The organism is Streptomyces sp. NPDC085481 (assembly GCF_044541845.1).
Lineage (GTDB): Bacteria > Actinomycetota > Actinomycetes > Streptomycetales > Streptomycetaceae > Streptomyces.
In genome coordinates this window covers 432,143-453,144 of the sequence record NZ_JBITTJ010000002.1, presented here as the reverse complement: position 1 = coordinate 453,144, position 21,002 = coordinate 432,143, and the positions used below count along the sequence as shown (strand labels likewise).

General features: G+C 68.1%; 17 protein-coding genes, 1 tRNA gene and 3 pseudogenes. 12 read left to right on the top strand and 9 right to left on the bottom strand.

The features are described 5' to 3' along the window. Positions 1–38: 38 nt before the first annotated feature. Both ACIGEZ_RS07960 and ACIGEZ_RS07955 read right to left on the bottom strand, forming a co-directional pair. Positions 39–509, bottom strand: a complete 471-nt coding sequence (locus ACIGEZ_RS07960; RefSeq protein WP_399827182.1) for a RidA family protein — start codon at positions 507–509, stop codon at positions 39–41. Then, positions 506–667, bottom strand: coding sequence for a DUF4177 domain-containing protein (locus ACIGEZ_RS07955; RefSeq protein ID WP_399827179.1), 162 nt, complete (start codon positions 665–667; stop codon positions 506–508). Before ACIGEZ_RS07955 ends, ACIGEZ_RS07960 begins: the two co-directional genes overlap by 4 nt. Positions 668–916: 249 nt before the next feature. Here ACIGEZ_RS07955 and ACIGEZ_RS07950 point away from each other — a divergent pair, with 249 nt between their 5' ends. Together ACIGEZ_RS07950 and ACIGEZ_RS07945 are read left to right on the top strand one after the other, a co-directional pair. Then, positions 917–1,879 (top strand): ArsA family ATPase, encoded by a 963-nt coding sequence (locus ACIGEZ_RS07950; protein WP_399827177.1) that lies wholly within the window; start codon positions 917–919, stop codon positions 1,877–1,879. Further along, positions 1,876–3,252: an ArsA family ATPase gene (locus tag ACIGEZ_RS07945; protein WP_399827174.1), complete on the top strand. Its 1,377-nt coding sequence runs from the start codon at positions 1,876–1,878 to the stop codon at positions 3,250–3,252. Before ACIGEZ_RS07950 ends, ACIGEZ_RS07945 begins: the two co-directional genes overlap by 4 nt. 101 nt (positions 3,253–3,353) lie before the next feature. On the opposite strand, the gene ACIGEZ_RS07940 is transcribed toward ACIGEZ_RS07945, so the two are convergent. Next, positions 3,354–3,698 (bottom strand): WhiB family transcriptional regulator, encoded by a 345-nt coding sequence (locus ACIGEZ_RS07940; RefSeq protein ID WP_376626734.1) that lies wholly within the window; start codon positions 3,696–3,698, stop codon positions 3,354–3,356. A 505-nt stretch (positions 3,699–4,203) separates the two neighbouring features. Here ACIGEZ_RS07940 and ACIGEZ_RS07935 point away from each other — a divergent pair. Further along, positions 4,204–4,689 carry a DUF4265 domain-containing protein gene (locus tag ACIGEZ_RS07935; protein ID WP_399827602.1) on the top strand — a complete coding sequence of 162 codons (486 nt, stop codon included), beginning with the start codon at positions 4,204–4,206 and terminating at the stop codon, positions 4,687–4,689. A 32-nt stretch (positions 4,690–4,721) separates the two neighbouring features. On the opposite strand, the pseudogene ACIGEZ_RS07930 reads toward ACIGEZ_RS07935, so the two are convergent. After that, positions 4,722–5,787, bottom strand: a pseudogene (locus tag ACIGEZ_RS07930) (transposase); the annotation flags it as partial. A 528-nt stretch (positions 5,788–6,315) separates the two neighbouring features. On the opposite strand from ACIGEZ_RS07930, the gene ACIGEZ_RS07925 reads away from it, so the two are divergent. Next, positions 6,316–8,553 carry a transglycosylase domain-containing protein gene (locus ACIGEZ_RS07925; protein WP_399827171.1) on the top strand — a complete coding sequence of 746 codons (2,238 nt, stop codon included), beginning with the start codon at positions 6,316–6,318 and terminating at the stop codon, positions 8,551–8,553. Between the two features lie 146 nt (positions 8,554–8,699). Here ACIGEZ_RS07925 and ACIGEZ_RS07920 read toward each other — a convergent pair whose 3' ends face one another. Beyond that, positions 8,700–9,164: a GatB/YqeY domain-containing protein gene (locus tag ACIGEZ_RS07920; RefSeq protein ID WP_399827168.1), complete on the bottom strand. Its 465-nt coding sequence runs from the start codon at positions 9,162–9,164 to the stop codon at positions 8,700–8,702. Positions 9,165–9,238: 74 nt separating this feature from the next. On the opposite strand from ACIGEZ_RS07920, the gene ACIGEZ_RS07915 reads away from it, so the two are divergent. The 5 genes from ACIGEZ_RS07915 (at position 9,239) to ACIGEZ_RS07895 (ending at position 13,937) form a co-directional block, all read left to right on the top strand. Further along, on the top strand, positions 9,239–10,177 hold the full coding sequence (locus tag ACIGEZ_RS07915) for a metallophosphoesterase (protein WP_399827165.1): 939 nt from the start codon (positions 9,239–9,241) through the stop codon (positions 10,175–10,177). 121 nt (positions 10,178–10,298) lie between these two features. After that, positions 10,299–10,372, top strand: a tRNA-Pro gene (locus tag ACIGEZ_RS07910). Between the two features lie 563 nt (positions 10,373–10,935). After that, entirely contained in the window at positions 10,936–12,144 is a 1,209-nt protein-coding gene (locus tag ACIGEZ_RS07905) for a Fic family protein (RefSeq protein WP_399827164.1), read from the top strand. A gap of 90 nt (positions 12,145–12,234) precedes the next feature. Continuing rightward, the gene (locus ACIGEZ_RS07900) at positions 12,235–13,020 is read left to right on the top strand and encodes a hypothetical protein (RefSeq protein ID WP_399827162.1); all 786 of its coding nucleotides are present in this window, start codon (positions 12,235–12,237) and stop codon (positions 13,018–13,020) included. Further along, the gene (locus ACIGEZ_RS07895) at positions 12,996–13,937 is read left to right on the top strand and encodes a hypothetical protein (protein WP_399827160.1); all 942 of its coding nucleotides are present in this window, start codon (positions 12,996–12,998) and stop codon (positions 13,935–13,937) included. The genes ACIGEZ_RS07900 and ACIGEZ_RS07895 overlap by 25 nt, the downstream gene beginning before the upstream one ends. Here ACIGEZ_RS07895 and ACIGEZ_RS07890 read toward each other — a convergent pair. From ACIGEZ_RS07890 to ACIGEZ_RS07880, 3 genes and pseudogenes are all read right to left on the bottom strand, one after another. Next, positions 13,867–14,709, bottom strand: a complete 843-nt coding sequence (locus tag ACIGEZ_RS07890) for a PE-PGRS family protein (RefSeq protein ID WP_399827157.1) — start codon at positions 14,707–14,709, stop codon at positions 13,867–13,869. The genes ACIGEZ_RS07895 and ACIGEZ_RS07890 overlap by 71 nt on opposite strands. 111 nt (positions 14,710–14,820) lie before the next feature. Further along, a pseudogene (locus tag ACIGEZ_RS07885) lies at positions 14,821–16,043 on the bottom strand (LacI family DNA-binding transcriptional regulator); the annotation flags it as partial. Between the two features lie 409 nt (positions 16,044–16,452). Beyond that, entirely contained in the window at positions 16,453–17,490 is a 1,038-nt protein-coding gene (locus tag ACIGEZ_RS07880) for a DUF6907 domain-containing protein (protein ID WP_399827156.1), read from the bottom strand. Between the two features lie 753 nt (positions 17,491–18,243). Here ACIGEZ_RS07880 and ACIGEZ_RS07875 point away from each other — a divergent pair. From ACIGEZ_RS07875 to ACIGEZ_RS07865, 3 genes are all read left to right on the top strand, one after another. Beyond that, positions 18,244–19,185: a hypothetical protein gene (locus ACIGEZ_RS07875; protein WP_399827154.1), complete on the top strand. Its 942-nt coding sequence runs from the start codon at positions 18,244–18,246 to the stop codon at positions 19,183–19,185. Between the two features lie 359 nt (positions 19,186–19,544). Then, positions 19,545–19,991, top strand: coding sequence for a hypothetical protein (locus tag ACIGEZ_RS07870; protein ID WP_399827151.1), 447 nt, complete (start codon positions 19,545–19,547; stop codon positions 19,989–19,991). 8 nt (positions 19,992–19,999) lie between these two features. Then, positions 20,000–20,341 (top strand): hypothetical protein, encoded by a 342-nt coding sequence (locus tag ACIGEZ_RS07865; RefSeq protein WP_399827148.1) that lies wholly within the window; start codon positions 20,000–20,002, stop codon positions 20,339–20,341. A 185-nt stretch (positions 20,342–20,526) separates the two neighbouring features. Here the strand turns inward: ACIGEZ_RS07865 and ACIGEZ_RS07860 are convergent. Then, positions 20,527–20,670 (bottom strand): annotated as a pseudogene (locus ACIGEZ_RS07860) (site-specific integrase); the annotation flags it as partial. Positions 20,671–21,002 lie beyond the last annotated feature (332 nt).

The window sequence follows — 21,002 nt, the reverse complement described above, 5'->3', positions numbered from 1 at the left end:
AGCTCCTGCGAGCAGGGGGCATCAGCCCTCGGGACCGGTCAGCCCTCGACGAGCTCCACCTGGACCTCGACCTCGACCGGCGCGTCCAGCGGCAGCACGGCGACGCCGACGGCGCTGCGGGCGTGCACGCCCTTGTCGCCGAGGACCGCGCCGAGCAGCTCGCTGGCGCCGTTGATGACGCCCGGCTGTCCGGTGAAGTCGCTGGCGGAGGCGACGAAGCCGACGACCTTCACGACGCGCTTGATGCGGTCCAGGTCACCGGCGACCGACTTCACGGCCGCGAGCGCGTTCAGCGCGCAGGTGGCCGCGAGCTCCTTGGCCTCCTCGGCGGTCACCTCGGCGCCGACCTTGCCGGTCACGGGCAGCTTGCCCGCCACCATCGGGAGCTGGCCCGAGGTGTACACGTACGCGCCCGACCGCACGGCCGGCTGGTAGGCGGCCAGCGGCGGCACGACCTCCGGCAGGGTCAGTCCCAGCTCGGCGAGCTTCGCCTCGACGGCCCCGCTCACTTGGACCTCTCCCGCTTCAGGTAGGCCACGAGCTGCTCGGGGTTGTTCGGCCCGGGCACGACCTGGACGAGCTCCCAGCCGTCCTCGCCCCAGGTGTCCAGAATCTGCTTCGTCGCGTGCACCAGCAGCGGCACAGTCGCGTACTCCCACTTGGTCATGAGCCGACTGTAGCCGCTGCCGCGGGGCGCTCCTTCGAGGCGGGCCCCCGGGGACGGGCCCCCGGGGTCCGCGTGCCGGTCGGGCCGGAGGTCGCGTGCGGGTCGGGGGTGGGGGTCGGGGGTGGGGTCGGGGTGGGGGTCGGGTAGGGGGTGGGGGTCGGGGGTGGGGGTCGGGTAGGGGTCGGGTAGGGGTCTTCTCCGGGGCGGCCCTCTGATTGGGCCGGGCGGCCAGTGGTTAGGCTCGAAGACGTGAGCAGGCTCCAGGTCGTCAGCGGCAAGGGTGGTACCGGTAAGACGACGGTGGCCGCCGCACTCGCGCTCGCCCTCGCGACCGAGGGCAAGCGGACCCTCCTCGTGGAGGTCGAGGGCAGGCAGGGCATCGCGCAGCTCTTCGAGACGGAGGCGTTGCCTTACGAGGAGCGAAAGATCGCCGTCGCGCCGGGCGGCGGGGAGGTCTTCGCCCTGGCCATCGACGCCGAGCGCGCCCTCCTCGACTACCTCCAGATGTTCTACAAGCTCGGCACCGCGGGCCGGGCCCTGAAGAAGCTCGGCGCGATCGACTTCGCGACGACGATAGCCCCGGGCGTGCGGGACGTGCTGCTGACCGGCAAGGCGTGCGAGGCGGTCCGCCGGCGCGAGAAGCAGGGCGGCTTCACGTACGACTACGTGGTGATGGACGCGCCTCCGACCGGCCGCATCACCCGCTTCCTCAACGTCAACGACGAGGTGGCGGGCCTGGCGAGGATCGGCCCGATACACAATCAGGCCCAGGCCGTCATGCGCTTCCTGAAGTCCCCGGACACGGCGGTGCACCTGGTGACGCTCCTGGAGGAGATGCCCGTGCAGGAGACCGCGGACGGCATCGCCGAGCTGCGCGCGGCCGAACTGCCGGTGGGCCGCGCCATCGTGAACATGGTCCGCCCGCACGTCCTGGACGGCGCGGCGGTACGAGCCGCCTCGGGCGACCACCGGGAGGCCATCGCCGGGACGCTGGCAGCGGTCGGCATCAGGGGCGGCACGAAGCTGGTCGAGCCGCTGCTCGAACAGGCCTCGGAGCACGCCCAGCGGGTGGAGCTCGAGCGGGCCCAGCGCGAGGCCCTGGACGGCATCGGCGTGCCGACGTACGAACTCCCCTTCCTGGGGGACGGGGCGGACATCGCCGGTCTGTACCGGCTGGCGAAGGAACTGCGGAGGCAAGGGGTGGGGGCGTGACGGACGGAGCCGTGACGAACGCCGGACCGACGGAGGACGGGTCGCAGCGGGCCGCGGGCGGGCCCGGTCTCGACGCCGTCCCGGTCCTGGAGCTCGACCCCCTGATCGACGATCCGGACACCCGCATCATCGTGTGCTGCGGCGCGGGCGGGGTCGGCAAGACGACGACCGCGGCAGCGCTCGGCGTGCGGGCGGCGGAGCGCGGCCGGCGGGTGGTGGTGCTGACCATCGACCCGGCGCGCCGGCTCGCCCAGTCGATGGGCATCGACTCGCTCGACAACGTGCCGCGCAAGGTGGAGGGCATCAAGGGTTCCGACGGCGGCGAGCTGCACGCGATGATGCTCGACATGAAGCGGACCTTCGACGAGATCGTCGAGGCGCACGCGGACGCCGACCGGGCCAGGGCGATCCTGGAGAACCCCTTCTACCAGTCCCTGTCGGCCGGTTTCGCCGGTACGCAGGAGTACATGGCGATGGAGAAGCTGGGCCAGCTGCGGGCCAGGGACGAGTGGGACCTGATCGTGGTCGACACGCCGCCGTCGCGGTCGGCGCTCGACTTCCTGGACGCACCGAAGCGGCTCGGGTCCTTCCTGGACGGGAAGTTCATCAAGCTGCTCATGGCGCCGGCGAAGGTGGGCGGCCGGGCGGGGATGAAGTTCCTCAACGTCGGCATGTCGATGATGACGGGGACGCTCGGGAAGCTGCTGGGGGGTCAGTTCCTGAAGGACGTGCAGACCTTCGTGGCCGCGATGGACACGATGTTCGGCGGCTTCCGGACCCGCGCGGACGCCACGTACAAGCTCCTCCAGGCGCCGGGCACCGCCTTCCTCGTGGTCGCCACGCCGGAGCGGGACGCGCTGCGCGAGGCGGCGTACTTCGTGGAACGGCTGGCCGCGGAGGAGATGCCGCTGGCCGGTCTCGTCATCAACCGTGTCCATGGCAGCGGCGCCGCCCGGCTGTCGGCCGAGCGGGCGCGGGCCGCCGCAGAAAATCTTGACGAGGGCCGCATTGTGGATCAGGGGGGCGGGAAGACTGCTGAGCGTGGCCCCCTGGCCACGTCTCCCGAGCAGTCAGACCCCACTGCGGCACCCACCGCAGACCTCGCCACCGCCGCCGCACCGCCCGAGTCCGAGGCTGCCCCCACAGCCGATCCGGACACGGATGTCCAGCAACTCACCGCGGGACTGCTCCGCCTCCATGCCGAGCGGATGCAGGTGCTCGCGCGTGAGCAGCGCACGCGCGACCGCTTCACCGCGCTCCACCCGGAGGTGGCGGTCGCCGAAGTGGCCGCCCTGCCCGGCGATGTGCACGACCTCGCGGGGCTGCGGGCGATCGGTGACCGTCTGACGCTCGGTCGCATGCCACAGCCATAGCCGCACCCCTGGCCCTGGCTCCGACCCTGGCCCTGGCCCTGCGCTGAGCCCTGCGCTGGCCTAGGCGCGCGACCAAAGTGCTGCGCCGTGGCCGGTGTGACCTAGCCCACCGCCGCGTACGTCTCATACGTCGCGTCGTCGTCGATCGCCACGGGCAGCAGGCCCGCTCCCCGCTCGTACTCGGTGCGCGCCGTCTCCAGCAGCCGCCGCCACGAGGTGACGGTCGGCCGGCGGCGCAGCAGCGCGCGTCGCTCGCGCTCCGTCATCCCGCCCCACACGCCGAATTCCACCCGGTTGTCGAGGGCGTCGGCGAGGCACTCGGTCCGCACCGGGCACCCGGTGCACACCGCCTTCGCCCTGTTCTGCGCCGCACCCTGTACGAAAAGTTCATCCGGATCGGTAGTGCGGCAGGCCGCCTGCGCACTCCAGTCAGCTACCCAGCCCATACCGGCGCCGTCCTCTCCCGAATCGAGGCTCCCCCACGGCGGTAGCGGCATATTCACCGCTGCCAGTTGGGACGTTACGGAAGGTGGGCACAGCGCAACACCCCCTTCGGGCCCAATCTTGAATGGCCCGAACGGACTATGCGTACGCGGCAGATCACCCAGGGGAGTGATGCGAGGACATAACCCTCATACCGGACATGAGCCCGATTCAGGCATGAAGCTCCCGCACTTCGGGTGCACGGGATTTCATGCCGACGTCACGCACGGGTCTTGATGCCGGACCACACTGCTGTGACAGTTGGGAGCAGCTTAGGCCAAGGCATATACGTGTGTCCGGCGAATGAGAACGTAGACACCTCACGTTGCTATGCCGTCAAGTTCACGGGATGAGTCCTCCGAACACAGCGCGGTCGTGTGGCCACTTGTGACGACCGCGTACTCGTGACGTCGAGGACCGATGAGCAACTCGGGCCCGGTGCAGAACACCGGGGTTGGTTGGCGCAGGATGATGGACATGGAGAGCGCGATCGAGAAGATCAAGATCTGGTTCCGCTTCGTTCCACGAGAGGGCTGGTTCCCGCAGGACACCGAGGGCCTATGGGCGACGAGGCTCGACGTCGACACAGCCTGTGTGCAGAACACCCCCTTCCTTCAGGACGGGGTGGCCGAGGGTGACGTCGTGCGGTTCCGGACCGACGCCGACGGCCTTCACTGGGCTGTCGAGCGGATCAGCTCTTCTGGCAACTGCACGATTCGCGTTGTGCCTGTCCCTACTGGCCCTCTGGGGCGCAGCGCCCAGGCGGTGCGTCAACGCCTCTCGACGTTCGGACTCGATGGCGAGGCCTTCAGCGATGACTTCCCCATGGTGGCCTTCACCGTGCCGTCCGGCACGGACTACGCCGGGATCAAGGCCCTCCTCGCCCAAGGGCAGGAGGAAGGCTGGTGGCATTTCGAGGTTGGCTGCGGCACGGACGAGTGGTGGAACGCCTGACCTCTGCGGCTGGCCACCCTCATTGCGGCTGATCATGCAACCGCCGCCTCGGCCGCCAGTGGTGGCGTGGGGAAGGCCGCTTCTTCGTCGAAGAGCTTGCGCTTCTGAAGCCAGTGGTAGAGCTGGCCGATCATCCTGTTGAAGAGGTTGCGCTGGGCGGGCGCGTGCCAGTCGCCTTGTTCGCGGCGGCGCCGGTAGTGGGCGTTGGCCCCAGCGGATGCCCGGCGTGAGGTGAAGGCCCAGAGGTAGCCGGCGTGGTTGAGCCGGTCGTTCTTCACCCACCGTCTGGTGATGGCGGACTTCTTGCCGGAGGCGCGGGTGATGGGTGAGGGACCGGCGTAGGCCTTGAGGCCGCGGGCGTCGGCGAAGCGGGTGAGGTCGTCGCCGATCTCAGCCAGGACGCGGGCGGCGAGCTGGATGCCGGTGCCGGGGAAGCTCAGCAGGATCTCGGCGTCCGGGTGCTGAGGGAAGGCCTCCTCGACCGCTTTGGCGAGCTGGTCTGCGGCGGTGCGGGCGGCGTCCAGCTGGATGAGGAGGGCGAGCATCTGGAGGCGGTCCGCCTCGGCTTCGATGCCGCGCTGGCGGCCGGCTCGCTTGAGCGCGGCTTGGATCAGAGCGTCGTCGACCAGTGGGGGCTGGTGGTCCCACTCGGGGTGCGGTCAGCCGCGCGGCCCGGGCCGGGGTCGGGGCGGTCCTGAGGAGCTCGCGGGCCTCGGGCCGGCACAGGCCGTTGGCCCAGGCGGCGAGGGCGGCCAGGGCGGCCGGGTAGTACTCGCGCAGCAGGGAACGGAGCTGGTTGGCGAGCTGCTGCCGGTTCCACAACGAGTCCTGCTGGGCTCGGGCGAGGACGGTGATCGCACGGCCGAGGGCGCTGTCATCCGGCAGGGACCGGTGGGCGTGCATGTCAGTGCGGCGGATGTTGGCGAGGACAAGGGCGTCGCCGGGGTCGCACTTCTTGCGCGAGACGCTGTGCCGGTCGCGGTAGCGGGCGGCGGCCATCGGATCGATCGCGAACACCTTGCGCTCGCCGGTCCGCAGGACGGCGACCAGCAGGCCGCGGGAGGTTTTGATCGCGACCGGGATCGGGTTTGCGCTGGTAACGAGCGCATGCGGGCCACGCAGCGACCTAATCCCAGGCCTCGACCGCATCACGGCCGGGCCGCCATCTCACTAGCCGTTCGTGGCACCAGCGCACCCCACGGGTCTCGGTCTGCGCGGGAGCTCATAGGGCTCGGGCATATCGAGAGGTCACCGTGCGGCGTGCTCGCCCCACCAACGCCAACGAGTAATCAAGGCGATGGGATCGCCGGCGCCGGACGGCACCAGGTCTCAGCCGAGGCCTCATGGACCAGGCTGGCTTCAGGCATCCGTGCGGCGCCGACGAAGGCGGTGGCGGCCACGAAGACGCCGAGCGTCACCGCTCTGTGCCGAGGCATGCCAGCCCGGGTGATCGAAGGCATCCGCCCGGCGCCCACATGACCGCCACCACTCGCACCGGACCGCGCACCGATCTACGTTGAGGCCTCGACAGCCCGGCTGCACCTGGATGTCACGGTCTGGTACTCGAACGCTCCGAGAAGCACCCGCTCCTGCAGAACGCTCATGACTACGGATTAGGCTGCCCCCATGGCAAAGAAGCGCTCGGGCGGAGGTCTGACCGGGACCCAGCAGGCCGCCAAGTTCCTCGGTGTCAGTGTGCTCTCCGGAGCCGTGCTGGCAGGCATCGCCCTGCCCGCGGCCGGAGCACTCGGACTGGCGGCCAAGGGCACGGTCGAGGGGTTCGACGAGATCCCGTCCAACCTGAAGACACCACCCCTGAGTCAGCGCACCACCATCCTTGACTCCGAGGGCGGCCACATCGCCACCGTGTACTCGCGCGACCGGAAGGTCGTGCCGCTGGAGAAGATCTCTCCGTACATGCAGAAGGCGATCGTCGCGATCGAGGACTCGCGCTTCTACGAGCACGGCGCGATCGACCTCAAGGGCGTGCTGCGCGCGATCAACCGCAACGCCCAGTCGGGCGGCGTGTCGCAGGGCGCGTCCACGCTGACCCAGCAGTACGTGAAGAACGTCTTCGTCGAGGAGGCCGGCGACGACCCCGAGAAGGTCGCGCAGGCCACGCAGCAGACCATGGGCCGCAAGGTCCGTGAGCTGAAGTACGCGATCCAGGTCGAGGAGGAGCTGGGCAAGAAGAAGATCCTGGAGAACTACCTCAACATCACGTTCTTCGGGCAGCAGGCGTACGGCATCGAGGCCGCCGCGCAGCGCTACTTCTCCAAGCCCGCCGCCGGCCTCACGCTCCCCGAGGCCGCGATGATGGCCGGCCTGGTCCAGTCGCCGAGCCGCTACGACCCGGTGAACGACATCCAGGAGGCCACCAAGCGCCGGAACACCGTCCTCCAGCGCATGGCCGACGTCAAGGACATCAGCCAGGCGGAGGCCGACAAGGCGAAGGCCACCCCGATCACGCTCAAGGTGAAGTCGCCGAAGAACGGCTGCATCACCGCCGTGGACGGCGCCGGCTTCTTCTGCGACTACGTCCGCAAGACGATCCTCAACGACCCGGTCTTCGGCAAGACCGCCGAGGAGCGCCAGAAGCTGTGGAACCTGGGCGGCCTGACCGTCCGTACCACGCTGGCGCCGCGCGCCCAGGCCGCGGCCAACGAGGCCGCCGTCGCCAAGATCGACAAGGACGACAAGGTCGCCGCCTCGGTGGTGCAGGTCCAGCCCGGCACCGGCAAGATCCTGTCGATGGGTCAGTCCCGCCCGTACGGCCTCGACCAGAAGCTGCACCAGACGACGCTCAACCTCGCCGTCGGCAAGGAGATGGGCGGCACGACGTACGGCTTCCAGGTCGGTTCGACCTTCAAGCCGATCACGGCCGCGGCCGCGCTCGAGAAGGGGCTGAGCCCGGCGCAGTCGTTCACGACGCCGTGGAAGATCTCGGTGCCGATGAACTCGTACACCACCTGCGCGGGCGGGCCGGCCGGCGCCGGCAACTGGGACCTGTCGAACGAGGTCGAGTCCGAGGCCGGCAGCTGGGACATGACCAGCGCCCTCGGCAAGTCCATCAACACGTACTTCGCGCAGCTGGAGCAGATGACCGGCCTGTGCGAGACGGTGCAGATGGCGAAGAAGACGGGGTACGAGCGGGAGCTCGGCAAGAAGCTCAAGGAGCTCCCGTCGATCACCCTGGGCGGCCAGGAGGCCACCCCGCTCGACATGGCGTCGGTGTACGCCACCTTCGCCAACCGCGGCACCTACTGCACGCCCGTCGCCATCGAGTCGATCACGACGGCGAACGGCGAGAAGCTGAAGGTCCCGCAGACCGAGTGCTCGCGGGCGATGTCCGAGCGGACCGCGGACACGATCAACCAGATGCTGAAGGGCGTCGTCGAGGACGGCACGGGTACGAAGGCCGGTCTGAGCGACCGCGACAACGCGGGCAAGACGGGTACGACCAACGACCGCAAGGACGCCTGGTTCGTCGGCTACACGCCGAACCTGTCCACGGCTGTGTGGGTCGGCGACGACGTCGGCGAGAAGACCTCGATGTACGACATCACCATCGGCGGTCAGTACTACGACAAGGTCTGCGGCGGCTGCCTCCCGGGCCCGATCTGGAAGATCGCGATGACGGGGGCGCTCGACGCCGCCCAGACGCCGGGCTTCGTACAGATCAACGTGCCGCGTGGCGCGAAGCCGGAGGACAAGGACAAGGACAAGGACAAGGGCAAGCGCCCCGGCGACAACAAGCCGGGCCAGCGCCCGGACAACCCGTTCCCCGGCGGCATCACGCTGCCGCCGGACCTGATCGGCGGGGCGAACGGACGCGGCCAGGGCAACGGCGGCCGCAACGGCTGACCTGCCCGCGCCTGGCCCGACCGGTCCGTCCTGTCCGACCGGTCCGTCCGGTCCGGCCTGTCCGACCGGTCCGACACGAAAGGCGCCCCTTCCGGGTCACGGAGATCCAGGAGGGGCGCCTTCGTCGTACCCGTACGCGTACGGGGTCAGCCGGCCAGAAGCCGCTTCACGACGGCGGCGACGCGCCCGCCCTCGGCCTGGCCCGCGACCTTGGGGTTGACGATCTTCATGACGGCGCCCATGGCCCGCGGCCCCTCGGCACCGGCGGCCTTCGCCTCCTCGACGGCGGCGGACACGATGCCCTCCAGCTCCTCGTCGGACAGCTGCTTGGGCAGGTACGCGTCGAGGATCCCGCCCTCGGCGATCTCGCGCTCGGCCGACTCGGCGCGACCGCCCTGGGCGAAGGCGTCCGCGGCCTCGCGGCGCTTCTTCGCCTCCCTGGCGATCACCTTCTGCACCTCGTCGTCGGAGAGCTCGCGCTTGGTCTTGCCCGCGACCTCCTCCTTGGTGATCGCGGCGAGGGTCATCCGCAGAGTCGAGGAGCGCAGCTCGTCGCGGCCCTTGATCGCGGCGTTGAGGTCGTCCTGAAGCTTGGCCTTGAGCGTGGTCATGGGGTCAAGTGTGTCAGGTGCCGGGGCCGCCACGCCCGCGCATTTCCGCGCCGGGGGTCTGCGACGATATGGGGATGCGCGCACGGTACGGGATCCCCCTGAAGATCACGGCAGGACTCACGGCGACGGCCGCGGCCGGAGTCGTCTACGCGGCGGGCTTCGAAGCCCGCTCGTTCCGACTGCGCCGGGTGACCATCCCGGTGCTGCCGCGGGGCATGCGCGACCTGCGGGTTCTCCAGGTCTCCGACATCCACATGGTGAGCGGCCAGCGCAAGAAGCGGGCCTGGCTCCAGTCGCTCGCGGGCCTGCGCCCCGACTTCGTGGTCAACACCGGCGACAACCTCTCCGACACGAACGCGGTGCCCGAGGTGCTCGACGCGCTGGGTCCGCTGATGGAGTTCCCGGGCGTGTACGTCTTCGGCTCCAACGACTACTACGGGCCGCGGCTGCGCAACCCCGCCCTCTATCTGAAGGAGAAGATGCAGGGCCGCCACGGCCTCAACGGCAACCCGCCGGTGGTCGGCGCCGTGCACAATCCGTGGGAGGGCATGCGGGACGCGTTCGACGCGGCGGGCTGGCTGAACCTCACCAACACGCGGGCCCGCCTGAAGCTGCCGGACGTGGAACTGGCCTTCACCGGCCTCGACGACCCGCACATCAAGCGGGACCGGTACGAGCGGGTGGCCGGCGGCCCCGACCAGGACGCCGACTTCACGGTGGGCGTGGTCCACGCCCCGTACCTGCGGACGCTCGACGCGTTCACGGCCGACGGCTACGAGCTGATCCTGGCCGGCCACACCCACGGCGGCCAGCTCTGCATCCCCTTCTACGGCGCCCTGGTCACCAACTGCGACCTGGACACCGACCGCGTGAAGGGCCTGTCCACCCACACGGTCGACGACCACACCTCGTACCTCCACGTCTCGGCGGGCTGCGGCACCAACCGCTACACCCCGGTCCGCTTCGCCTGCCCCCCCGAGGCCACGCTCCTGACCCTGACGGCGCGCCCCTGACGGTCCCCGTGGACCACGCCCGACCTGCGGCGCGGGGAGGCGAAAACCGGATTTCGTCTCTGGGCGCGGGTGGGCTAAAGTAATCGATGTCGCCGCGACGTGAAGAACAGAGCAGCGACATCGGGGTGTAGCGCAGCTTGGCAGCGCGCTTCGTTCGGGACGAAGAGGTCGTGGGTTCAAATCCCGCCACCCCGACAGCTGAAACACCAGGTCAGGGGCCTGATCCGCGAGAGCGGGTCGGGCCCCTGAGTGGTTTCCTGGATCACCTTGGGAGCCGTTTGGGAGCCGAGTATGGGATGTGGCTCCCAGCAGGATTCCGGCTTCGGGGCTCCGTCGGCAGGTTTGTGGCCTTGGACGCGCACTCGCGACAAGTGCTGGCGTTCACGATGGACTACCTCACACGACAGAACGCGCTCGAGCGGGAGGACGTCCCGCTTCCTGCCGCAGTGATCACTTACGGCCGGGCCCTCACTAGCCCACCGTCTGCCACTCTGAAGAACCAGGCGGGGCAAGCCGCACCGGCCCTCGCAGCATCCACCCCAGCCTCTGCAACCGACTGAGACATTTCGTCACGATAGGTAACGTGCTGCATCCTTGAATTTGAGGCACCAGACTTCAAGGCCGCCCATCGGTCAGGGGACACAGCCGGTCCAGCTAAACAGGCAGGTCAGGCGACCCTAACCAGGCTCCAGCCCGCACCAGACCCATCCTTGAAAACTAGGCACTGAAATTCAAGGATGTCTGAGTATCCTTACATTGTGGATGCGAATCTCTTGGGTCAGTCACCGATCGGCACCTTGGTGCCGATCAGCGGCTACGACCCCCGTGCCGGCCGTGACTACCACGCCCACGCTTACGTCCCGGATGACCTGCCGCACAACGTCGAACTCACCGGGTCAACCCATCTGGCAGTCGCCAAAGCTGCTGCCGCTGTAGCAAGGGCTGACCAGGCGGCTCGGCAACTACCGAACCCGCGACTCTTGGTCCGACCGTCCATCCGGCGCGAGGCTGTGAGCACCTCCGCCCTGGAAGGTACGTACGCCGCGTTCACTGACGTCCTCGAAGCCGACTTCAAGGACCGCGCCCAGCTATCTGCGTCGGTTGCTGAAGTACTCAACTACGTCCGCGCCGCGGAGGAAGCCATCGCTTGGGTAGGTGAGCGCCCGATCACCCTCGCGCTGCTACAGCATCTCCAAGGGATCCTCGTACAGGGAACTCCCAGCGAGACCCGAGACGCTGGGCGGGTTCGGACGACCCAGGTCTTCATTGGACTCAACAGTGCCAATGTAGAAGATGCGCGTTTCGTCCCAGCACCGCCTGATCACAGACTCCGCGACGGCTTGCTCGTGTGGGAGGGATGGATCAACGGGAGCCAGGAGACGCACACCCTCGTGAAGATGGCTCTCGGTCACTATCAGTTCGAGACGCTTCACCCCTTTAACGATGGAAACGGCCGGCTTGGGCGCCTCGTGGTCGTCCTGCAGCTCATGGCGGCAGGTGAACTCCAACTTCCCATCCTCAACCTGTCACCGTGGCTCGAAGTGCGACGCCGCGCCTACCAAGACCACCTGCTCGACGTCAGCGTGACAGGCGATTACAACCCCTGGGTTTCGTTCTTCTGCCAGGCCGTAGAGGCGCAGGCCCACGAGGCGATGCGTCAGGTCAGCGGCTTGATCGACATCAAGCAGAAGTTCATGGATCAGCTGCGCTCCCTTCGAGCCAAGGGGGTTTCACTCCAGATCGCGGAAGACCTGATCGGCTACCCGATGCTCACAGTGAGAGATGCTGCCGACCGTTACGGAGTTACGTACCAGGCCGCTAATCAGGCTGTGGCGAAACTCGTTGAGCTGGGGATCCTTCAGCAACGGTCGGAGGGTAACTACGGCCGGATCTTTGCGTGCAACGACGTGCTGAGAGTCATGCAGCTACCACCACCGCCACAGCAGACCACCCTCCCAATCTCGTGACTATCGGCGACATGGTGCTCTCCTGCATCAGGCGCACCGGAAGAGTCGCCTGATACAGGTTGTGCTGATGCAAGGACAGACGGTACGACCGTGACCATGCACCGTTGGTCGCCGCTCAATGATCGCCAGTTGGCCCTACTTGCCCGCATCGGGGAGGGAACGGAGCCTGTTACCTCAGGCAGTCCGGAACTTGCTGCCACCGCTCGCGCCCTGAAGGGCCGGGGGCTGATCACCATGCCGAAGCAGGGCGGGAAGTGGCAGGCGGACATCACCTATGCCGGGCGCTTCTACCTGGAGCACGGGCATCACCCAGATCGGCCGGAGCGGTCTCCGCGCAGGCAGCCGTCGGCGGCCCCCGAGCCGAAGCCACAGGTTGCCTCTCCCCTTCGTCGACAGACCGCTGCCTCATCCGAGACAAAGCCAGCTGCGCCGGGTGCTGCGAAGCACCCGCGCCCCTCACCGGCGGAGGTCGGAGCGACCCTGATCGCCGAAGTGCAGCAGGCTGGGCGCTTCCTCCGCATCCCGGACCCGAGCGAAGGGGAGCGGGCCCGCTACCGGAGAGCATTCGACGCCGCGCGGCAGTGTGCGCCTGAGGGCTACCAACTGAAGTACAGCGGGCGGGCAGAGGGAGACTTCTTCCTTGGCCTGCTCCGGGTGACGGGCGAGGACGACACCGAGTGGAACCGGATCCGACTGGCCCGCAGTCGTGTGATCACCGACGTCGAGGACGTGATCGCGGCGGTCACCGCGGACCACAGCGCCTTCGAGATCTCGGACGAGGTGCTCCCACGGGTGCTTCTCTCCTTCGGCTCCTCGCCGAGCAGGCCCTCGCGCGACACGGCGATATCGCGGTGTCGAAGAAGCGCAGGCAGGTGAGGCCGCTGCTCACGGTCCACGGCAGGACGTACGAGATCAGCTTCAGCGAGCGGCAGAAGCAGGTCCGTTACGTGCCCACGCAGCCGGGCCGGCGGACGTACGACTGGCAGCGGGTCACCCCGGCCCACCGGCTCGAGCCGTCCGGCGAGCTGGAGCTGCAGGTGGCCCAGCAATCGGGGTACAGCTACGGATACCGCTACGGCTGGAAGAAGGAGTGGGCTGACACCCCCAAGAAACCGTTGGAGGACCAGATCGGCTCCGTCTTTCGGGCGCTGAAGGCCCGCGCGGAAGAAGAGGAACAGACCCGGCTGGCGCGGGAGGCGGAACAACAGCGTCAGCGTGAGGAGCGAGAGCGGCAACAGGAGGAACGCCGCCTGCGAGAGGCCAGAGAGGAAGAGGAGCACCGCCGGCGGAAGGCAGAGAAGGAGGAGCGTACGCGGCGAGAGTGGGAAGCGGCGGTCAGCGTCGCGACGATCAAGGCAGTGGACGCCGTACGGGTCGACCGGTTCGGCACCGCCCTGGCGCAGTGGCGGGCCGCAGGAGAGATTCGGGCCTTCTGCGCCGCGCTCGACGAGGCCGCCTCCGTCTCGGACGACGCCCACGAAGCCGGGCGGCTGCGCGAGTGGTCAGCGTGGGGGAGGACGGAGGCCGACCGCCTCGACCCGACAGTGGCCGGCAAGGGCCTGACCGCCCACAGCCTCCACGCGGAGCCCACGGGCGACCAGCTACGGCCCTTCCTCGACGGATGGCATCCGCAGCGGCCTGAGAAGGAGAAGCCTCCGAAGAAGGAAGAGCCCAAGGCGGAAGCCGAACCACCCAAGCCGGAGCCGGAGCGGTGGCGCGGCTTCACCGACGAACGTCTGGACCAAGGCTGGAGATATGGACGCCCAGGTCGCGCTCAATGGTGGAGGCGATGACGCCGTGCCCGCGGTCACGTAGGGCCTTCGCCGCCCGCTCCACCAGTTGCCCAAGCCGGATGACCTCGGCGCGCAGGGCGACCAGCTCGTCGTAGCGCTCGGCCTTGTCCTGACCACACCACTCACGGACGGTCCGGAGGACGGCCGCTTCCCCGTCCAGCTTGCGGTCGTCACGACGGCTGTAGGAGTACCAGGAGGACTGGGTACGCTCCTCGGCGATGGCCTGCTGCTTGCGGTCCACCTCCGGAAGGATGTCATCGGCGAGGCCGCCGGCCACGTGGCGTGCAATGCGCTCCGTGACCGGCCACCCGGCCAGACACATGCCATCGCGGTTCTCGTAGACCATCGGATCGCCTCGCAACTCCGCGGGATCCACCCCGACAACAGGGGCGCTGTCGTCGAGACGGCCCATCTCCAGGATCCCGGCGTCCGCAACACTGCGCCGCAGACGCAGCTTGCTCTTCGGGCGGACGAACCCGAGGACCATCCGCGCGGCCTCGAAGTCGGCGCTACCCCGCACGTGGCGCGACGCCTCGGCAAGCGCGAGCTCGCTCGCGTCATCCGCGCGGAACGCCTCGGCGTCCTCCCAGCGCGCCACGAGGGAACTCGGGTTGACCCACTCCTGCAGCCCGGCGTCGTCGCCTTCGAGGAACCGCACGTGGAGCCAACCGGTCCTGCCGCTCCCGCCTACCCGTACGACCTCGACCCGGCGAACCGCGCTGCCCAGCTCCTTCGGCCTCGCTCGGTAGGCCCAGTGCTCACCCATCTCCATCTGTCCATTGAGCCAGGTCTGTTGACCCCAGCACCGGCATTTACTCGAACCGTAGGAGTGAACCGAACGCACAGGGCCGACGATTCGCCGGCAAAGACGGCACGAGCCTCATCATCGCGAGGTCTTCACCAAGACACATGATTCCGCGCGTGCGCGCAGGAGGTCGTTGAGGACGCGCACCGGGGACGTGGGGCACATCGCCCGACGGGCGTCGAGCGCTGCCTCCCACCGCTGGGTGAGGCCGAGCACGAGGCGCTTGCGCATGCCGGGGGTGACATGCGCGTAGCGGGCCGAGACGGAGCCGTCGATGTGGCCCATGCGCTCGTCCATGAGGACCTTCTCGGTGCCGAGGTCCTCCATCATCGTCCGGTGAGTGTGGCGCAGACCGTGCGGCGTGAGCCCCTTGGCGATCGGCACCCAGCAGGCGTCGGCGCGGTCGCCAGCGTTGCGCCCTCGTGCCGGGACACCAGGCCACGGCTCGCCGAGGAGCGGCACCGGTCGTGCCTCCTGCGGCGCCTTCTTCGGGTACCAGCCGGATACGGCCGGCGTGAACAGCCAGGTGGCGAAGCCGTTGCGCCGCCAGTGGGCCGCGTGCTCCGACACGGTGCCGCCGCGTACGAACCCGAGGTCCGCGATGGCCTGCTCCACCTTGGCCCGCGTAGCTTCGGCGACGCGGTTGGGGTGGTTGAGGACGTTGGACACCGTGCCCGTGGAGACTCCGGCGCGGCGGGCGACGTCGACCAGCTTCGCGCCCTGGTGGCCGCTGTTACGGGCCGCGCCGAGTCCTCGGTAGACGTAGGTCTGCCGTGGCAGGGGCACGGGGTCGGCTTCGTACGGGCGATGTGGTTGGCAACGAGGGCTGACAGCCAGTCCATCGAGTCGATGGTGCGATAGCTGTCGTCCTTGGGCGGGACGCGCACGAGCTCGCCGGTATCCAGCTCGTACAGCTGCCACTCGACACGGAACGAACCGCGCCGGGCGAACTCCGTCTCCAGGCCGACTATTTCGCCCCAGCGCATGCCGGTGTAGCCCTTGTGCACCACGGCGACGAACTCGTCGTCGCGGCCAGAGAGCAGGGAAGCCCGCTCGGCGGTCAGCAGGATGCCGAGCGCGTCGGTGACGACCTTCTCCGGGCCGCGGTCGCGGGAACGGCCAGCACGCTTGCCGCGCCCACGCCGCCTCGCGGCCGGGTTGGAGGTGATCAATCCCTCGTCGATCGCGTCCTCGAGTATCAGGTGGAGCGTCGAGCGCCAGGTCTTGACGCTGGAGGCCGCGTACAGGGCCCGCTCCTTCTTCTCCCACAGCTCGACGTCCGTGCGCAGGATGCCGGAAAGTCGTCGAAGGCATTGTCTGTCAGCTCCGCGAGGCACTGCCACGGCTTGAAGGGGATGTCTCCGAGCGCCTCCAGGAGTTGCGGGGACGGTGTCAGGTCGATCTCTTCGGTGCTCGGCTCGCTGGTCTCGCTCGCCATGGTGCCCCCTCCAGCCCGTGATTTCGGTACCAGCCCCGCTGCTACGTCATGCGAGGTAACTGGTCAACTGATACACCACGGCGCTGACAATCGGCCGTGAGCTTCAGGGATATCTCGCCGACCAGCGCGTTTGCCGAACACGTGGATGAGGCGAGCGGCCCGTCATACCTGCCCACGGCAGAGCGGCTCGTTGGGAGCCACCTGAATGGTCTGCGCCGCAGCAGCGCGGCGCAGACCTGCGTGCATTCCAGTGCCCCACAGGGGCACGTCAATCAGGCAGCGGCCCTCGCGGATGCCTTGACCCACGCGGCACGATCCCCCGTCACATGCAGCGGCACGCCCGGCGCAGCGGTGGTCCTCGCCCGTCGAGGCTCCTGGAATGCACCGGCGAGACGGCTCCTGATGATCTCCTCCCGCAGATCGGCAGACAGGCCCTCGGGAATGCAGACCCACACCTTGCCGTCGGGGCTGGTGTCCGCCAGTGCGTATCCACGGGACTCGGGGTCCAGCTGCGAGTCCTCCACGACCTTGGCTCTCATGTGAGTGGTCACCGAGTCCACCGGGGGAAGGGCGTTCGGGGTGGCACACAACTCGGCTCGCGCGATCAGTTCGCCGAGCACTGTGCGCAGCTGTCGGGCTTCTGACAGGGAGAGGTTGCAGAAGCCGCCGCTACCGCGCTCGATGGTGAAGGCCAGCCGGGGGACTCTGCTGTAGGCCGGCTGTTCCAGACCTACCTGGATCTCGTCGTGAGCGACGACGCCCAGAGAGTCGACCGAGGGTTGGTGAAGGCCCAGCTCGACGATCTCGTTCTCTCCGCAGTGGAAGCGGTCCTCCAGCGCGCCGTCGGTGTGGCCTTCCTCGCGGTAGTGGCACCACGCCGGGCACAGGGAGGTGATCTCCACCGGGTGCTTCGGCCCGCCGGCGTACGCATCCTGGCTGGAGAGGTCCGCTCCCCCGAGGATCGCTGCGTACCGGTACTTCAGCGCCCGCAACGCGACCGTGTACTCCTCCAGCTCGTTGATGGCGGACTCGAACTGAGGCAGGTCCAGTTCGGCCCAGCTGCCTGCGGCGCCGAGCCAGATCTCCGGCTGCCGTTGCCCCTCGCCCTCGTCGAGCAGGCCGATGGTCACGGACAGCGCCGCCGCGTCATATCGGCTGCCCCGGTACGCGGGACCGAGCCACTCAACCGCAGCGCTCTCGTGCGCCTGATGGAGCGCATCATCCGCCGGGCCACTACACCAGGCCGGGCAGGCGTCGCCCTTGGGTACGCACAGGTTTTCAGTCGGGACAGAAGCGAGTTCCGGTGCCATGGTTCCTCCAACAGCGCGGGCTTCGGCACTTAGAACCAGCTTGACCGGAGAAGGCGCCATGACCCATAAATGCCCCAATAGTGCATTTTTGGCAGTCCAACTCAGTAAAATGCGCACGCCTACAGGAGAGTGATCGCGGGGTTCTTGGCGCACAACCGGTGGTCAAGCGTCGACGCTACCTGTGGGCTGCTGCGCCAGCTACGGCAAACTCGCCGAGTTCTGGGTGCGGTTCTGGTTGCATGCGTCTCCGCTGAACACTCCGCCGCAGGGCGGGCACCCACGACCCCTACCGGCCCCCACGCGAGCGCCGCCGCGTCCGAGCCCCTGTCGCTTCACGACGGAAAGCGAGTGTCGCAAGCCGGCGGACGTGGGCTCTGGGAGCCGTCTGGGAGCCGACCTGCTCCCCGGCTCCCTTCCGTACCCGCCGAGAGCAACTCGTACCAAGCCTCTGACCTGCCCAAACACCATCCACGCAGGCCAGATCACTAGCCGAACCTCATTCGGGACGAAGAGGTCGTGGGTTCAAATCCCGCCACCCCGACAGCCACAAGACCAGGTCAGGGGCCTGATCCGAGACATCGGATCAGGCCCCTGAGTGGTTTCCGGGGTCCTCTTGGGAGCCGGGTTCGGGCCACGGCTCCCCGAGTCCGGACCAGATTCCAGAGGCAGAGCCCATTGGACCGCGCCAGGAACCGTCCGAGCCATAGGCTCTGAGTGCCTGGCCAACGCCGCCGGGCACGGCGAGGGGGCACGGTGGATCATCTCTTCACGGTTTCGGGTCCGTCGGCGATACCGGTCTCACCCACGGGGCTGGCCGCGGAGGGGCTGCTCGAGCGGCAGCATCTTCAGGAGTGGGTGATCGACAACCCGCAGGTCCTCGGCGAGGCGGTGCTCGTGATCACCGCGGAGTTCGACCGGTGGGCCGACACGGACGGCGTTCCGGCGCGCGACCGGCTGGACGTCCTGGGACTGGACGCCACGGGGCGGCTCATCGTGGTCGAGCTGAAGCGGGGAGCAGCCGACCGGGACGTACACCTCCAGGCGATCACGTACGCCGCCCTGGTCTCCCGCTTCGTGGCGAACACCGGCAACCGCGCAGTTCAACAGCAACAGCTGCGCTTCCGGTTTCCCGAGGGCAGCCAAGTCCTGGAAGCGGTGGTTCCCTCGCGGCCCGAGGAAGAGTTAGGTGTGGTCAGGCGTCGTGAGTGCGAGCGGTCCACCCGAGAGGCCGTGTTCACCATTGGCCACCGCGAATGCGGCCAGACCGTAGCCTTTCGGATCCTCGCGTCAGGTAGGGATGCCGGCAAGTGGGAGGTCATACCCCACAACCCCGGCGGAGATGTCGGCTTCCATGAGCGCTCCGCCGAGCGCAGACGAGACGACCGGGAACACGTGCCTGCTTTCCTCTCCCTGACGTTCCTGCTTTTCAGCGTCCCGCCCCTCTTCACCTTCTTGGGATACATCGGCGAACCCGCTGCGGCGATCGTCAGCATCGCCTTCCTCGCCAGCATCGCGCCCCACCTCGCCCCCACAGCGCGCGCCCTGCGGGACTTCCTCACGCGGCCCCCGGCAGGGTCTGCCGTGACCATCAGTCGCGTCGACTCAGGCGTCCTCGCGTTCGGAGAGGACGCGCATATCCACGATGTGTCCTTCCCGCCGAACCGACCAGCCGCAGGTCCCACTGATCCAGCGTGATCCCTCCGCGTAGTGCGCTCCATCGCGCCCGGGAAGCGACTCCGCGCGGGAGGGCATCGGCGGCGTGGCAGACGGAACACCCCTGGGGCCGTCCGCGAGCCGCTTCGCGGCAGAAGTGGTCCTGCAGACGGGGCGTGGATGACCCGCTTCGGGGCCGGCGAGGGATTCCGCCGCCCCACCCCCGACGGATCGCTCAGGACCTTGGCGCGGGCACCAGAGCGCGGCGTGGCCGAATTTCGATAATCGACTTTGGGACAAGTGCGTTGATTACCGGCCAGACCATTCCACCATCCTGGAATATCCCCTTCATTTCCCCATAGCCTCTATGGCGACCGCAAGTCTGGAATAGAGAGGGAACCGTGAAGCTCACGAAGCGAATTTCAACGTTCGGAAGCGCACTCACAATCGCAGCCTCGGCGCTCGCAATGACATCGACCCCTGCAAGCGCCACCGTCACAGCGGACCCGTGCGCAGGGAAGTCCGAAAACTACATCGTCAAGAACTACGCCAGGGGATTCGTCAACCTCCCCCTGCGTTGCGGAACGTCGACCTGGGGCTACCGACACCTGGTCCCCAAGCATGGATTCAATGACAGCCAGATCGCCAACACGGTGGCACGAGGCAAGCAGAGCTTTGGGTTCTACTACACGAACCTGGCCCAGTGTCCGCCCATGACGTTCAAGGTCGTCTACAACGACGGGGCCCTTGGCGGTACCGGAGTCAGGCCGCAGGGCATCATTACCGCCTACTACCAGGCCGGCCACATTTCATCCATCGCCCCTCAGTCGACCGAAGCCGCCTGCTAAAATCAAGCATGGAGCAAGTGAGCATCCCTCCCGACCTTCAAATGGAATTGGAAAAGCCGTTCGGAGGCCTAGGAGATCCTGCTTTCAAGCTGTCAAACATCGCGTTCTCACGTGAAGGCGGAGAACTTACACTGTCTGCGACCGTGGACATCGCCCCGGACCGCGAGCACAGCGAGCGGTGGCTCCTCAGCCTGGAGTTCTCCGAATTTGACGCCGCCGCTGCGCATCAGGACGAAACAGCAGAAGCACACTCCTGGTTCGCCTTGATGGCGAAGACAAACATCATCGAGTGGTGGCACACACGGAAAACCGAGCCCAACATGCCCCTGCCTCCCCGCCGCATCGGATAGGCCCCCGATGTTTCGGTGAGTGACGCATCGCCCGCCGGGCAGGCGCCGGCTCGCACTGGGAGCCATCTGGGAGCCGATCTGCTCCCCAAGCCCCCGCGACACCGCCCAAGTCCACGGCGCACCAACGCTGTGACCAGGCGAAACCTGCACCGGCTCTTTCCGCGTCCGGGTGACTAGCTGAGTGACTACGGGTTCGGAGAGGCCCTGAAGATCTCGTCCATGGCCGTGGCCCCGGCCTGGATCACGGGTCTGATCTGTTTCCGGTAGACAGCCTCGGTCACGGCCGTCCCGGAGTGGCCGACGAGCCGGGAGATCTCTTCGACCGGGACCAGGCTGAGGTGAACAACGTCCGCACTGCGTGCCGTCGGATCGGGGGGCTGTGGCACTGTTCGTTGCCCCCCCCTTTATCCGTTAATGGACCGACGTGGACATGCCCAATCGGCAGGATGCCTCGGACCCCGTGGGTGTCTGACTGAGTGACCACCGGGTTGCCTGCGGGCGGACGCCTACGGGCGGCCACGGACCTCCGTCGCAGGTCAGCACCGTAGAATGGGCCGTTCGCCCGTCGCCCCGGAATGCTTCGGGACGAAGAGGTCGTGGGTTCAAATCCCGCCACCCCGACTTCGTAAGACCAGGTCAAGGGCTTGATCCACTCAGTGGA